This is a genomic window from Streptomyces sp. NPDC059851, assembly GCF_042732005.1.
GTDB lineage: Bacteria > Actinomycetota > Actinomycetes > Streptomycetales > Streptomycetaceae > Streptomyces.
In genome coordinates, this window is record NZ_JBHWJJ010000083.1 from 1 (window position 1) to 13,451 (window position 13,451).

General features: G+C 72.2%; 14 protein-coding genes. 4 read left to right on the top strand and 10 right to left on the bottom strand.

The annotated features are described in order from the left end of the window. Positions 1-56: 56 nt before the first annotated feature. Both nagB and ACFV7Q_RS25000 read right to left on the bottom strand, forming a co-directional pair. Entirely contained in the window at positions 57-842 is a 786-nt protein-coding gene (gene nagB / locus ACFV7Q_RS24995) for a glucosamine-6-phosphate deaminase (RefSeq protein ID WP_385431512.1), read from the bottom strand. Positions 843-1,075: 233 nt separating this feature from the next. Continuing rightward, entirely contained in the window at positions 1,076-1,837 is a 762-nt protein-coding gene (locus ACFV7Q_RS25000) for an SDR family oxidoreductase (protein WP_385431513.1), read from the bottom strand. An 84-nt stretch (positions 1,838-1,921) separates the two neighbouring features. Between ACFV7Q_RS25000 and ACFV7Q_RS25005 the strand changes: the two genes are divergently transcribed. Both ACFV7Q_RS25005 and ACFV7Q_RS25010 read left to right on the top strand, forming a co-directional pair. Continuing rightward, the gene (locus ACFV7Q_RS25005; protein ID WP_385431514.1) at positions 1,922-2,515 is read left to right on the top strand and encodes a TetR/AcrR family transcriptional regulator; all 594 of its coding nucleotides are present in this window, start codon (positions 1,922-1,924) and stop codon (positions 2,513-2,515) included. Positions 2,516-2,866: 351 nt separating this feature from the next. Further along, on the top strand, positions 2,867-4,336 hold the full coding sequence (locus ACFV7Q_RS25010) for a sensor histidine kinase (RefSeq protein WP_385431546.1): 1,470 nt from the start codon (positions 2,867-2,869) through the stop codon (positions 4,334-4,336). A 196-nt stretch (positions 4,337-4,532) separates the two neighbouring features. Here the strand turns inward: ACFV7Q_RS25010 and ACFV7Q_RS25015 are convergent, their stop codons facing one another. Beyond that, complete coding sequence (locus ACFV7Q_RS25015; protein ID WP_003953983.1) at positions 4,533-4,790, bottom strand: WhiB family transcriptional regulator; 258 nt, start codon at positions 4,788-4,790, stop codon at positions 4,533-4,535. Positions 4,791-5,112: 322 nt separating this feature from the next. Further along, positions 5,113-6,078 (bottom strand): diacylglycerol/lipid kinase family protein, encoded by a 966-nt coding sequence (locus ACFV7Q_RS25020; RefSeq protein WP_385431515.1) that lies wholly within the window; start codon positions 6,076-6,078, stop codon positions 5,113-5,115. Positions 6,079-6,220: 142 nt separating this feature from the next. Here ACFV7Q_RS25020 and ACFV7Q_RS25025 point away from each other — a divergent pair, with 142 nt between their 5' ends. Then, positions 6,221-6,652 carry a hypothetical protein gene (locus ACFV7Q_RS25025; RefSeq protein ID WP_385431516.1) on the top strand — a complete coding sequence of 144 codons (432 nt, stop codon included), beginning with the start codon at positions 6,221-6,223 and terminating at the stop codon, positions 6,650-6,652. 93 nt (positions 6,653-6,745) lie between these two features. Here ACFV7Q_RS25025 and ACFV7Q_RS25030 read toward each other — a convergent pair whose 3' ends face one another. The 3 genes from ACFV7Q_RS25030 to ACFV7Q_RS25040 form a co-directional block, all read right to left on the bottom strand. Next, positions 6,746-7,750 (bottom strand): RNA polymerase sigma factor SigF, encoded by a 1,005-nt coding sequence (locus tag ACFV7Q_RS25030; RefSeq protein WP_385431517.1) that lies wholly within the window; start codon positions 7,748-7,750, stop codon positions 6,746-6,748. 17 nt (positions 7,751-7,767) lie between these two features. Beyond that, positions 7,768-8,181, bottom strand: coding sequence for an anti-sigma regulatory factor (locus tag ACFV7Q_RS25035; protein WP_030291315.1), 414 nt, complete (start codon positions 8,179-8,181; stop codon positions 7,768-7,770). A 204-nt stretch (positions 8,182-8,385) separates the two neighbouring features. Continuing rightward, positions 8,386-8,646, bottom strand: coding sequence for a UBP-type zinc finger domain-containing protein (locus ACFV7Q_RS25040; RefSeq protein ID WP_385431518.1), 261 nt, complete (start codon positions 8,644-8,646; stop codon positions 8,386-8,388). A gap of 75 nt (positions 8,647-8,721) precedes the next feature. On the opposite strand from ACFV7Q_RS25040, the gene ACFV7Q_RS25045 reads away from it, so the two are divergent. Beyond that, positions 8,722-10,302, top strand: coding sequence for a Na+/H+ antiporter (locus ACFV7Q_RS25045; protein WP_385431519.1), 1,581 nt, complete (start codon positions 8,722-8,724; stop codon positions 10,300-10,302). Here the strand turns inward: ACFV7Q_RS25045 and ACFV7Q_RS25050 are convergent. The 3 genes from ACFV7Q_RS25050 to ACFV7Q_RS25060 all read right to left on the bottom strand — a co-directional run bounded on the left by ACFV7Q_RS25050 (position 10,299) and on the right by ACFV7Q_RS25060 (position 13,371). Next, positions 10,299-11,246 carry a 1-aminocyclopropane-1-carboxylate deaminase/D-cysteine desulfhydrase gene (locus ACFV7Q_RS25050; RefSeq protein ID WP_385431520.1) on the bottom strand — a complete coding sequence of 316 codons (948 nt, stop codon included), beginning with the start codon at positions 11,244-11,246 and terminating at the stop codon, positions 10,299-10,301. The genes ACFV7Q_RS25045 and ACFV7Q_RS25050 overlap by 4 nt on opposite strands. 185 nt (positions 11,247-11,431) lie before the next feature. After that, positions 11,432-12,022 carry an N-acetylmuramoyl-L-alanine amidase gene (locus ACFV7Q_RS25055; RefSeq protein WP_385431521.1) on the bottom strand — a complete coding sequence of 197 codons (591 nt, stop codon included), beginning with the start codon at positions 12,020-12,022 and terminating at the stop codon, positions 11,432-11,434. 152 nt (positions 12,023-12,174) lie between these two features. After that, on the bottom strand, positions 12,175-13,371 hold the full coding sequence (locus ACFV7Q_RS25060; RefSeq protein ID WP_385431522.1) for a globin domain-containing protein: 1,197 nt from the start codon (positions 13,369-13,371) through the stop codon (positions 12,175-12,177). Between the last annotated feature and the right edge of the window lie 80 nt (positions 13,372-13,451).

The following is a 13,451-nucleotide window of genomic DNA, read 5'->3' on the forward strand; positions in this document are numbered from 1 at the left end:
CAGGCCGGGCCCCGTGGAGGGGGCCCGGCCTTCCGTCCGTCTGGTCGTCCTGCGGCCTACAGGCCCTGCCAAGCGGGCTTGTTGGCGTAGGTGTGGCGGAAGTAGTCCGCCAGCTTCAGCTTGGAGGCGGCGGCCTCGTCCACGACGACGGTCGCGTGCCGGTGCAGCTGCAGCGCGGAGGCCGGGACCAGCGCGGACAGCGGGCCCTCGACGGTCTGCGCGACGGCCTCGGCCTTGCCCTCGCCGGTGGCGAGGAGGACCAGGTGGCGGGCGTCGAGGATGGTGCCGATGCCCTGGGTGATGACGTGGTGCGGCACCTGCTCCAGGTCGTCGTCGAAGAAGCGCGCGTTGTCGACGCGGGTCTGCTCCGTCAGCGTCTTGATGCGGGTGCGGGAGGAGAGCGAGGAGCACGGCTCGTTGAAGCCGATGTGGCCGTCCGTGCCTATGCCCAGCAACTGGAGGTCGACGCCACCTGCCCCGGCGAGCGCGCGGTCGTACTCCTCGCACGCGGCGACGAGGTCCTCGGCCGACCCGTCGGGGCCCATGAAGGCGCCCTCGGACAGGCCGAGGGGCTCGACGACCTCACGGAGCACGGTGGCCCGGTAGGACTCGGGGTGCCCGGCCGGCAGGCCGACGTACTCGTCCAGCTGGCAGACGCGGGCACGGGCGACGTCGACCTCGCCGGCCTTCACCTTGGCGGCGAGGGCCTCGTAGACGGGCAGCGGGGTAGAGCCGGTCGCCACGCCGAGCAGGGCGTCGGGCTTGCGGCGCAGCAGCGCGGCCATGGCCTCCGCGATGAGCTCTCCGCCTGCCTTGGCGTCCGGGACGATGACAACTTCCACGCGGGGCCTGCCGATCTGGAGTGCGGGTAGGTGGTATAGACCAATCTAGCAGAGCCGGGGCGGCTCCGGCCGCGGATTCCGCCCCGAATCCATGGTGGTGCCGATGCCCGCCCCCGGCCTCCCGACGACCCGCCCCCCGGCCTCCCGGTGGCCCGCCCCCAGCCCCGCGGCGGCCCCCGCCCCGGGCTCCCGGCGGTCCCGGCCCCTGCCCGTCGGCGACACCCGCCCCGGGCTCAGAGCAGGGCCAGTTGGAGGCCTCCCGTCGCGTCCAGGTGTTGGCCCGTCACCCAGCGGGAGTCCGGCGAGGCCAGGAAGGCCACCACGTCCGCGACTTCCTCCGCCGTGCCCAGCCGGTTGAAGACCGACCGGGAGGAGGCGTGCGCCCGCGCCGCCGGGTCCGCGAGCCAGCCCGCGTTCAGGTCGGTGTCCGTGATGCCCGGGCCCACCGAGTTCACGGTGATCGCGCGCGGGGCCAGCTCGGCGGCGAGGGACCGGGTCAGTGCGTTGACCGCGCCCTTCGCCGCGATCGTGGCCAGGATCGCCGGAAGGGCGATGTCCGGGGTGCCGGTGACGTTGATGATCCGGCCGCCGTCCCGCAGTCGGGCGAGCCCGTGCCGGATCACGAAGAACGGGGCCTTCGCGTTGAGCGCCTGCACCCGGTCGTACGTCTCCTCGTCCGTCTCCGCGATGCCCGCGAAGGCCGGGGCGCCGGCGTTGTTGACCAGGATGTCGACCTCCTGCGTGTGCAGCGGGTGGGCCTCGTACGCCGCCCAGAGCGCCTCGGCGTCCCCCGGCACCCCGAGCTCCGCGCGGATCGCGAAGGCCCGCCCGCCCGCCGTGGTGATCGCCGCGACGGTCTCCTCGGCCGCCGCCCCGTTGTGCCCGTAGTGCACCGCCACCAGGGCCCCGTCCTGCGCGAGCCGCCGTGCGACGGCTCGTCCGATGCCCCGGCTACCGCCCGTGACCAGCGCCGTCTTCCCCTTGAGCACGCCCATGGGGCGCCCCCCTTCGCTTTCGCTAGTGGTCGCTACAGAAAGGGACCGTACCAGATTCCATAGCGTCCGCTATAGAATCCGGGCATGGTGACCGGACAGCGCGGCAGGCCCCGCTCCTTCGACCGCGACGCCGCCCTCGACAAGGCGATGCTCGCCTTCTGGGAGAACGGCTACGAGGCGACCTCGATCTCCGACCTGACCGCCGCGCTCGGGATCGGCGCGCCCAGCCTGTACGCGGCCTTCGGGGACAAGCGGAAGCTCTTCGACGAGGTCGTGGTCGTCTACGGCGGCCGGTACGGGGACTTCGCGAGCGTCGCCCTGACCGAGGAGCCCACGGCCCGCGCCGCCATGGAGCGCATCCTGCGCGAGGCGGCCGAGGTGTACACCGATCCGGCGCACCCGCCGGGTTGCATGGTGATCAGCGCTGCGGTCAACACCACCTCGCAGGAGGTGGCGGACGCCCTGCGCGAGCGGCGCGACGCCAATGTGGCGCTGTTCGAGAGCCGGATCCGGGCGGACGTCGCCGCCGGCGCGCTGCCCGCGGACACGGATGCGCGGGCGCTGGCCCGGTACGTGACGTCGGTGCTCCAGGGGATGTCGCAGCAGTCGCGTGACGGGGCGACCCGGGAGGAGCTGGAGGCGGTCGCGGAACTCGCGGTCCGCGCCTGGCCGCAGTAGCGGATTCCTCTGGGCCACGGTGCCGGGGCGGGACCCTCAACCCGCCCGGCACCGTAGCCCGGAGTACTTACGGCCGGCGGGTGTGCGGTTCCCGGCGGCCGGTTGGGAGGTTGCCTGCGCGGTCAGGGCAGAGCGCGTGGCCCACCTCGATCCGTCCTCCTGTGCGGGGAGGGCGGAAGCTTACGTCAATTGTGGACTAGACCATTCTGTTCTGTCCATCCAATGTCCGGGTCCGGAAACCCGTGACTTCCTCCAACAGTACGCGGAGTGGGCCCTTCCTGGGTACTCCCGAGTAGTCGCCGTGGGGAAAGTCATGGCCCGGGCCCGAGGTACGCTCGCCACGTGCCCTCCATGAACGACCTCGTACGCCAGCACACCGCTCTCGGTGAAACCGACCTGGAGTGGCTCCACCTGCTGGTCTCGGAGTGGCAGCTGCTCTCCGACCTCTCCTTCGCCGACCTGGTGCTGTGGGTGCCCACCCTCGACGGCACCCGGTACGTCTCCGTCGCGCAGATGCGCCCCAACACCGGCCCCACCTCCTACCAGGACGACATGGTGGGCCACCTGGTGCCGCGCGGCCGGCGCCCGCTGCTGGACGCCGCCCTCGACGAGGGCCGGATCGTGCGCGAGGGCGACCCCGAGTGGCGCGAGGAGGTGCCCGTCCGCGTCGAGTCCATCCCGGTGCGCCGCGAGGGACGGGTCCTCGGCGTGATCGCGCGGAACACCAACCTGCTCACCGTGCGTACACCGAGCCGGCTGGAGCTGACCTACCTCCAGTCCGCCTCCGACCTGGCCCAGATGATCGCGGCCGGGGCCTTCCCGTTCCCCGGGCAGCAGGTCGACATGGACGCCTCCCCGCGCGTCGGCGACGGACTGATGCGGCTCGACGCCGACGGGGTCGTCACGTACGCCTCGCCCAACGCGCTGTCCGCGTACCACCGGTTGGGTCTCGCCTCCGACCTCGTCGGGCAGCACCTGGGCACCATCACCGCCGAACTCGCCCCGTCCCGCGGCCCGGTGGACGAGGCGCTGGTCAAGCTCGCCAGCGGCTGGGCCCCCCGCGAGACCGAGATCGAGGGCAACGGCGGTGTGATCCAGCTGCGGGCCATCCCGCTCAAGCCCAAGGGCACCCGGATCGGTTCCCTCGTGCTGTGCCGGGACGTCACCGAGCTGCGACGTCGCGAACGCGAACTGATCACCAAGGACGCGACCATCCGGGAGATCCACCACCGGGTGAAGAACAACCTCCAGACCGTGGCCGCACTGCTGCGGCTCCAGGCCCGACGGATGGATTCGGAAGGCGGCCGGGAGGCGCTCAACGAGGCCGTGCGCCGCGTCGGTTCGATCGCGATCGTGCACGAGACGCTGTCCCAGAACCTCGACGAGCGGGTGGAGTTCGACGAGATCGCCGACCGCGTGATCGCGATGGTCGCCGAGATCTCGCCGGGCAAGGTGGACTGCCGGCGCATCGGCCGGTTCGGGATCCTGGACGCGGAGGTGGCCACTCCGCTGTCGATGGTGCTGACGGAGATCCTGCAGAACGCCCTGGAGCACGCCTTCACCCAGGGGGAGGGCGGCACGGTGGAGGTCACCGCGGTCCGCAGCGGCTCCGGCCGGACCGACGGCCGACTGCTGATCACGATCCTCGACGACGGCTCCGGCCTCCCCGAGGGCTTCGACCCGCAGAAGGCCGGCAACCTCGGGCTGCAGATCGTCCGCACCCTCGTGGAGGGGGAGCTCGGCGGCACCTTCGACATGGTGCGGGCGGAGCCGCGCGGCACCAAGGTCGTCCTCGACGTCCCCGTCAGCCCGCAGAAGTAGCAGGAACGGCCCGTCACCGAGCGTGACGGGCCGTTCGGGGTGCCCGGCCCGGGACGTCGCCGCCCCCGGACAGCACTGAGCCCCGGAGGGAATGTCCAGCGGTGGCTGGGGGTGTTCCCGTCCGGGGCTCAAGAGCACGGTGCTGAGCGCTACCAGGTGTTACTACGCGCTGCGGCTCGAGGCTCGAAAGTCGATGTCAGGCGCTGGCGTTGCGCGCCCGGTTGCGAGCGGCGCGGCGCTTCATGGCGCGGCGCTCGTCCTCGCTGAGACCGCCCCAGACGCCGGAGTCCTGGCCGGACTCGAGCGCCCACTGCAGGCACTGCTCCATGACGGGGCAACGGCGGCAGACGGCCTTGGCTTCCTCGATCTGCAGCAGCGCAGGACCGGTGTTGCCGATGGGGAAGAAGAGTTCCGGGTCTTCCTCGCGGCAAACGGCGTTGTGACGCCAGTCCATGGCTGCTCCATCTCCTTGTATTGCGGGCAGGTTGCTTGTGAATGTGAACGCTTTCACGAATCCCCCCGTGAGGGAAGGGCGACCGCCCAGGGGTGGCGGGTGGTCAGTCGGAGACTCGTGGTGGGGTTCTGGCGGTCTTCCTGGGAGCCGGTTCTGCGGGCTGTCCCGATCGCCATGAAGAGATTCGCAAACCTCGGACGGGGATACAACCCCTTCCGGAAAGTTTTTTTTGATTCGTCGGTGTCTACTAGGTCACAGCCCTACATCCTGAGGGTGGATCGGCGCGTAAACGTTCGACTGTAAGGACTTTGGGCCCTTCTACTCACACAATCACACGCAGTGCACGGCGAACGCCTGTGAACTGAACGCTGGTCCGCAATCCGAGGTGGTCTCCGTCCATCTGGAACGGAAGCGGCACCTTCGAATGCAAGGTGAAGTCGGTCAGATCGTGCAGAGTCACCGCATGCTTCCCGTGCGGGCCGCGCTCAGGAGTCGAGGTCAGGAGCTGTGTGGCGTAGCGGGCGACGGCCGGAGTTGACAAACGGCTGAGAGCCAATACGTCAAGTGCGGTGTCGAACGACGCCTCCGGTGAGGCGTACAGGGGCCGATTGCCCAGGTAGGTCCACGGCGAGGTGTTGCAGACTATGGACAGCACCAGGTCCGTCACCGGGTCCGCGCCGGGACGCTCCAGCGTCACCGTGCCGCCCCGCCGGTTCGGCTCCTCCCAGAACTGGCGTACGAGCTGTCGTACGTAGAGCGCGTGCGTCGAACGCTTGCCCCGCTCCCGCTGCTGCTCGACCCGCCCCACCACGCCCGCGTCGAAGCCGAAGCCCGCGCAGAAGGTGAACCAGCGGGCCGGAACCGATTCGTCCTCCGAGCCGGGCGCGCCCGCCGCCAGCCCCAGGCCCACCGTGCGCTCGCGGTGCTCGCGCAGCGCGTCCAGGAGGGCACCCGTCGCCTCGACCGCATCGTTGGGCAGCCCGAGCGCGCGGGCGAACACGTTCGTCGAGCCGCCCGGCACCACCGCCAGCCGCGGTAGCCGCTCCGGATCGGGGCCGTTGTGCAGCAGCCCGTTGACCACCTCGTTGACGGTGCCGTCGCCGCCCAGCGCCACCACGAGGTCCAGGCCGCTCTCGGCCGCCCGCCGGCCGAGGTCCCGCGCGTGCCCCCGGTACTCGGTGGTCACCGCCTCCAGCTTCATCTCGCTGGCCAGGGCGTGGATCAGGACGTCGCGCGTGCGCGCACTGGTGGTCGTCGCTGCTGGGTTGGCCACGAGGAGTGCACGCATGACCGCCAGCCTACCGACCCCGTCATACCGGTCCCATACTGCCCGCCCGCCCCGCGCGGGCGCGGGCCCGGGCCCCGCCCCGGGCCGCCCGCCCTCCGGCCCGCTCCCGCCCCCGGCCCGGCCGCACGGCTACCCTGCTGGGGTGAGTACGAAGCCCACCCCCGCCCCGGACCAGCCGACCGCCCCGCTGCCCGGCCGGCTCACCGCAGCCGCCGCGCTCACCGCTCTGGAAGGCCTGGCGCTCGCCGGCCTCGGCATCTACATGCTGTTCGTAGGGATCACCGGCGATGCCGATTCCCCGCAGCAGGCGGAGACGGGCGGGCTGACGCTGCTCGCACTGGCCGCCCTGCCCCTGGTCGCCGCCCGCGGGCTGCGCCTGGCCCGGCGCTGGAGCCGTGGGCCCGCGCTGATCACCCAGCTGATGGCGCTGCCGGTGGCCTGGACGCTGTACACCACCGGCGGCGCGATGGTCGCCGCCGCCGTGGCACTGGCCGCGACCGCCGTGGCCGTGGTGGTCCTGCTGGTCAACCCCACGGCGACCGAAGCCCTCGGCATCGGGCGGACCGCCCCTTAGGACCGTCGCCCCGGGGCGCAGAAGCCTGCGCCCCTTCGGCTCACCCGCCGGTTGCGGGCGGTGGACCGGTCCCTCGCCGCCGGGCCGCGGCGGCTACTCCTCCACCAACAGCTTTTCGCGGAGCTGGGCCAGGGTGCGGGCCAGCAGCCGGGAGACGTGCATCTGGGAGATGCCGACCTCCTGCGCGATCTGCGACTGCGTCATGTTGCCGAAGAACCGCAGCAGCAGGATCCGCTTCTCCCGCGGGGGCAGTCCCTCCAGCAGCGGCTTGAGGGACTCGCGGTACTCGACGCCCTCCAGCGCCTCGTCCTCCGCGCCCAGGGTGTCCGCGACCGCCGGCGACTCGTCGTCGGTGTCCGGGACGTCCAGGGAGAGCGTGCTGTAGGCATTGGCCGATTCCAGACCCTCCAGCACCTCCTCCTCCGAGATCCCCAGCCGCTCGGCCAGCTCGTGGACCGTGGGGGAGCGGCCGTGCTGCTGGGACAGCTCGGCCGTGGCCGTGGTCAGCGAGAGCCGCAGCTCCTGGAGGCGCCGGGGAACCCGTACCGCCCAGCCCTTGTCGCGGAAGTGCCGCTTGATCTCCCCGACCACGGTGGGTGTCGCGTACGTCGAGAACTCGACCCCGCGGTCCGGGTCGAACCGGTCCACCGACTTGATCAGGCCGATCGTCGCGACCTGGGTCAGGTCGTCGAGCGGCTCGCCGCGGTTGCGGAACCGCCGGGCCAGGTGCTCGACCAGCGGCAGGTGCATCCGTACGAGCCGGTTGCGAAGCTCGGCCTTCTCCGGCGAGCCGTCGGGCAGCGCCCGCAGCTCGACGAACAGGGCCCGTGCGCCGCTGCGGTCGCGCGGATCCGGCAGCGGCGGCAGCGCCGCGTCCGCATCCAGGTCCAGGCCCTCGGCCACGTCGGCGACCGGGGGTGGCTGTGACGCCTGTGGTTCTTCGTGCTGGTTCTCGCTCATGGGGCCCGCCCGTCGCTCCGCCGAGTCCAAAAAGCCGTGTTCCGCATCCGCGTCAGCCGGGTGCGGCCGGGCGTGCTGCTGCTCCGGGATGCCGCCGTCGACCTCGTGTCGTACCCGGGGCCGGTTCCCGCCCCGCACCGGGGTCTCCCCGCCGCTCACGCCGGGCCTGGACCCGCGCCGCGCTGTTTGTAGAGGCTGATGCTCACCGTCTTGTCCTCCTCGACCGTGGACTCGACCTTGCCGGCCAGTGCCGACAGGACGGTCCAGGCGAACGTGTCGCGCTCGGGTGCGCGGCCGTCCGTCGTGGGCGCCGAGACGGTCACCTCCAGCGAGTCGTCGACCAGCCGGAACACGCAGCTGAGGACGGAGCCCGGCACGGCCTGCTGGAGCAGGATCGCGCAGGCCTCGTCCACCGCGATACGGAGATCCTCGATCTCGTCGAGGGTGAAGTCCAAACGTGCCGCGAGGCCGGCCGTGGCCGTCCGCAGCACCGACAGGTAGGCACCCGCAGCGGGCAGCCGGACTTCCACGAAGTCCTGGGTCCCGGGCTCGCCTGCGATCTGGGACACCCTCACCTCCAAGGTGGTACGAGCTCTCTTCGCCGGTGACGCTACCGCGATCCGGGCGATCGTGTCGCGGCACCCCTCATGGAGCCCGTTCGGGAGACCCACGCCTACGGCCGGTGACAGATGGTATGCCTACGGGTACGCACAGTGGCTAGGGGTCTGCGGGCCCAAATCCGGGGAGCCGGCGGAGGTTTGACCTACCCCGCCTCAGACGATCGAACCGTCGACGAAACACCACCGCCAGGTCTCGCCCGGCTCGAAGCTACGCATCACCGGATGTCCGGTGCTCCGGTAGTGCGCGGTCGCGTGCCGGTGCGGGGAGGAGTCGCAGCACGCCACGTGCCCGCACCACAGGCACATCCGCAGCTGCACCGGGTGACTGCCGAGCACCAGACATTCGGCGCAGGTCTGGGCAGACGGCACGGGCTCGGGGCGCGGCAGTTCGGGAACGTGGGTGCACTCGCTCATGATGGCCAGCGTACTGACGTGCGGGCGCCGCAGGACGAAGTCCGATCAGCCACGACGAGCGAGGGTGGGTCTTCGATGGAGGTATTGCCGCTGGTGGCGCTGGTCGCGGTCAGCGCCGCCGTCGCGGGCGTCGCACGCCGGACGCCGGTGCCCGCACCGCTGCTGCTGGTCGCGGCGGGGCTCGCGGCCTCGTCCGTGCCCGGGGTGCCGGCGTACGTCCTCGACCCGCACATCGTGCTACCGCTGCTCCTCCCGCCGCTGCTCCACACGGCCGCGGTGGACAGCTCGTACCTGGACCTGCGCGCGAACGCCCGACCGATCGCGCTGCTGTCCGTCGGCTACGTGCTCTTCGCGACGCTCGCGGTCGGGTACGCGGTGTACCTGGTGGTGCCGGGGCTGTCGCTGCCGGTGGCGCTGGTGCTCGGCGCGGTGGTCGCCCCGCCCGACGCGGTCGCCGCGACGGCCATCGCCCGGCGCCTCGGGCTGCCGAACCGGATCACGACCATCCTCCAGGGGGAATCCCTCGTCAACGACGCGACCGCGATCACCGCCTACAAGGTGGCGCTGGCCGCGGTGGTCGGCGCCAGCGCCGGCTGGGCGGGTGCCACCGCGGAGTTCCTGCTGGCCTCGGTGGGCGGGGTCGGCATGGGCCTGGTGCTGATGGTGCCGATCCACCAGCTGCGCACGCGGCTGCGGGAGCCGCTGCTGCAGAACACCCTGTCGCTGCTGATCCCGTTCGTGGCGTACGCGGCGGCCGAGCGGGTGCACGCTTCGGGCGTCCTCGCGGTGGTCGTGGTGGCGCTGTACCTCGGGCACCGCAACTGGCAGGTCGACTTCGCGACCCGGCTCCAGGAGGAGGCGGTGTGGAAGATGGTCGCCTTCGTCCTGGAGTCGGTGGTCTTCGCGCTGATCGGGCTCCAGCTGCCGGTCGTCCTCCAGGGGCTCGGGGAGTACGAGGGCGGCGAGGCCCTCTGGTACGCCGCCCTGGTGTTCCTGGTGGTGGTCGTCTCCCGGTTCCTATGGGTGTTCCCGGCCACGTTCGTCCCGCGCTGGGTCTCCGAGCGGATCCGGGAGCGGGAGCCGGACACCACCTGGAAGGCACCGGTGGTGGTGGGCTGGGCGGGCATGCGGGGCGTGGTCTCGCTGGCGATCGCCTTCTCGGTGCCGATGGACGTGCCGCACCGCGACCTGATCCTCTTCCTCACCTTCACCACGGTGATCGGCACCCTCGTGGTGCAGGGGCTGACCCTGCCGCCGCTCATCCGGCTGCTGCGGCTGCCGGCCCGGGACGCCACGGCGGAGACGCTCGCCGAGGCACAGGCCCAGAGCGAGGCCTCGCGGGCGGCGGAGGAGCGGCTCGCGGAACTGTTGGCCGAGCCCGAGAACGCACTGCCGCCGCCGCTGGCGGAGCGGCTGCGCACGGTGCTGGAGCGGCGGCGCAACGCCGTGTGGGAGCGGCTGGGCGAGGTCAACCCGCTCACCGGCGAGTCGGCGGACGACGTCTACCGGCGGCTCGCGCGGGAGATGATCGAGGCCGAGCGGGAGGTGTTCGTGTCCCTGCGCGACGAGCGGCGGATCGACGACGAGATGCTGCGGGCGCTGCTGCGCCGCCTGGACCTGGAGGAGGCGGCGGCGTACCGCGAGGAGACCGCTTAGGAGGCCGGGGGGAGGCCGGCGGTGGGCGCGGGATCCGCGGGCCGGCCGGTGACGACGGCGGTGACCGCGCTCCCCACGGGGAAGGCTCCGGCAGCCGCCAGCTCGGCCAGGGCCCACAGCAGCTTGGCCACGTAGATCCGCTCGACGGGGAGGCCGTGACGGTCCTCGAAGTCCGCGGCGAAGGCCTCCAGGGCGGCCGGGACGCGGGCGTAGCCGCCGTGGTCGAAGCCCTCGGCCAGGCTCCAGTTCCCTACCGGGCCGCCGAAGGCACGCTGCTGGAGGGAACGTATCTCCGCAGCCAGGAAGCCGCCCGCCAGGACCGGCACCCCCAGGGCCCGCTGCCCGGGGGCCAGGCCCGCCGCCAGCCCGGCCAGGGTCCCGCCGGTGCCGCAGGCCACCGCGACCACCTCGGACACGCCCTGCAGCTCGCGGCCGAGGCCGGCACAGCCCTCCAGGGCGAGCGCATTGCTGCCGCCCTCGGGGACCGGGTACGCCCCGGCGGCCCCGGCCGCGGCGATCAGCTGCCGAGCCACCTCGGGCTCGCCCTTGCGCCGGTACGCGGACCGGGTCACGAAGTGCAGCCGCATCCCGTCGGCGGCACACCGGGCCAGGGACTCGTTGAGCGGCCGCCCGGCCAGCTCGTCCCCGCGCACGATGCCGGTGGTGGCGAGCCCGAGCAGCCGCCCGGCCGCGGCGGTGGCCCGCAGGTGGTTGGAGTACGCCCCGCCGAAGGTCACCAACCCCCGGTACCCGCCCGCGACGGCGGCCCGTAGGTTGGGCGCGAGCTTGCGCCACTTGTTGCCGGGCAGCTCCGGGTGCACGAGGTCGTCCCGCTTGAGCAGCAGCCGCACCCCGTGCCGCGCGAACCGCTCGTCCCGGACCTCCTGCACCGGCGACGGGGGCCGGGACCGCAGCAGCTCATCGGGGTTCACGGGGCGTTCCACCCGCCCATTGTGCCCGTGTCCGTATCCGTGTCCGTATCAGTGTCCGTGCCGGCGTCCGTGTCCCTGCCGGTGTCGTCCGTGTCCCGCACGTCACCGCCCTGCACGCCCGTTGCCCCGGTCGACGGCATCACCTGGCGGGCGCCGGACGGCAACGGAGTGGGCGGCCGCGGGGCCGCCCGGTGGGGCTACTGCAGGCGTTCTGCCACGCGGCTGCGGAACGAGGCCATGGTGAAGCCCTTCGGGTCGATCTTGCCGGGGCGCCATTCCAGGTGGCCGATCACCGAGCGCCCGGTCCAGCGGTGCACCCGGCACACCGCGGCCGCCGCGCGGACCATCGCGTCGAGCTGGACCGCCGGCCAGGGGTCCTCGCCGTCGCCGAGGTTCTCGCACTCGAAGCCGTAGAAGTGCCGGTTGCCGTCGGTGTTGGCCTGGTTGTCGGGCGGCAGCCGCCTCTCGGCGATGACGGCCGCCAGGACGTCGCCGTCGCCGGCGCCCGCGTGGTTGGCCCGGCCGTACCCGACCAGGTGGACCCGGCCGTCCTTGGTGATCACGCCGTGGCAGAGGGGACCGGGCAGGTCCGCGTCGCCGGTCCGGCACAGTTCGACGGTGTTCGCCGTGCCGCGGGTGACGGTGTGGTGGATCATCACCCCGTGCACCGGACCCCAGGGCCCCTTGTGGTTGCGGTTGTGGGTGCGCCAGGCGCCGACCTCGACGACGGTCAGGCCCTCGTTGCGCAGTGCGTTGATGAACCGGTCCGCTGACATGGGTGCGGCCATGGCCGCCTCCTTTGCGGGTCCGTGGCGGTCACCTTGCGTGTCCGCCTCGTTGCACCCGGTGTAATGGAGGAGCTCCTTCCGAGGCTAGGGCATTCGCACAGCGAGCGAGCCGATCCGGACACTCGCCCCGACCGGCCCGCCCGTCCCAACCGCTACTCCGAGGCCAGCCACAGGTCCGGGCCGAACACCTCGTAGTGGATGTCCGCGGCCGGCACGCCCTTGGCGAGCAACTCCGTGCGCACCGCCCGCATGAAGGGGAGCGGCCCGCACAGGTAGACCCGGGTGCCCGGGGCGACCGGCACGTCCGCCAGGTCCATGCGGCCCTCGCCGTCGCCGGGTTCGGCGTCGGTCTCGTACCAGAACCGGGCGGTGGCGTCGGCCAGCTTGAGCGCCAGTGCCCGGTGGTCGGAGCGCAGGGCGTGGTCGGCGGGGGAGCGGTCGGCGTGCAGGACGGTGACCGGGGCGGTGTGCCCGGCTTCCGCCAGGTGCTCCAGCATCGCCAGCATCGGGGTGCAGCCGATGCCGGCGGAGGCGAGCAGCAGCGGGGCCCCGGTGTCGCGCAGGACCAGGTCGCCGTACGGGGCCGACACGCGCAGGGTGTCGCCGACCCCGACCCGGGAGTGCAGGTGGTTCGAGACCTCGCCGTCGGGGCCGAGGGCGGACGGGCCGTGGATGCGCTTGACGGTGATGGTGCGCACCGGTGAGGCGGGCGCGCCGGTCAGGCTGTACTGGCGGATCTGGTGGGCGCCGTCGGGGAGTTCGACCTGGACCGAGACGTACTGGCCGGGCTTGAAGTCCGGTGCCGGGGCGCCGTCGGCCGGGGTCAGGTGGAAGGTGGTGCAGTCGGCGGTCTCCGCGACGCGGCCGGTGACCGTCCACGGGCGCCAGACCTCGCCGGCGAGGACCTGCTGTTCGGCGTAGAGCCGCTCCTCGATGGTGATCAGTGCGTTGGCCATCAGCCAGTAGACCTCGTCCCAGGCCTCGGCGACCTCGGGGGTGACGGCCTCGCCGAGGATGTCGACGATCGCCTCGAAGAGGTACTTGTGGACGATCGGGTACTGCTCGCGGGTGACCCCGAGGGAGGCGTGCTTGTGCGCGATGCGGTTCAGCATGACGTCGGGGCGGGTCTCGGGCCGGGCGACGAGGTGGGTCGCGAAGGCGGCGATGGAACCGGCGAGGGCCTGCTTCTGGAGGCCGGCGTTCTGGTTGCCGCGGTTGAACAGGTCCCGCAGCAGCTCGGGGTGGGCCGCGAAGAGCTTCGCGTAGAACAGCTCCGTGATGTCGCCGATGGCGGCGCCCACGGCGGGCAGGGTGGCGCGTACGGTCTCTGCCGACTTCGCGGAAAGCATCAGAAGGTCCTCGCCTCGGTGTGAGTGGTGCGTTTAATTGGTATGTGAGATGCAAGTTTTTGTGTACGGGTGCGGTACGT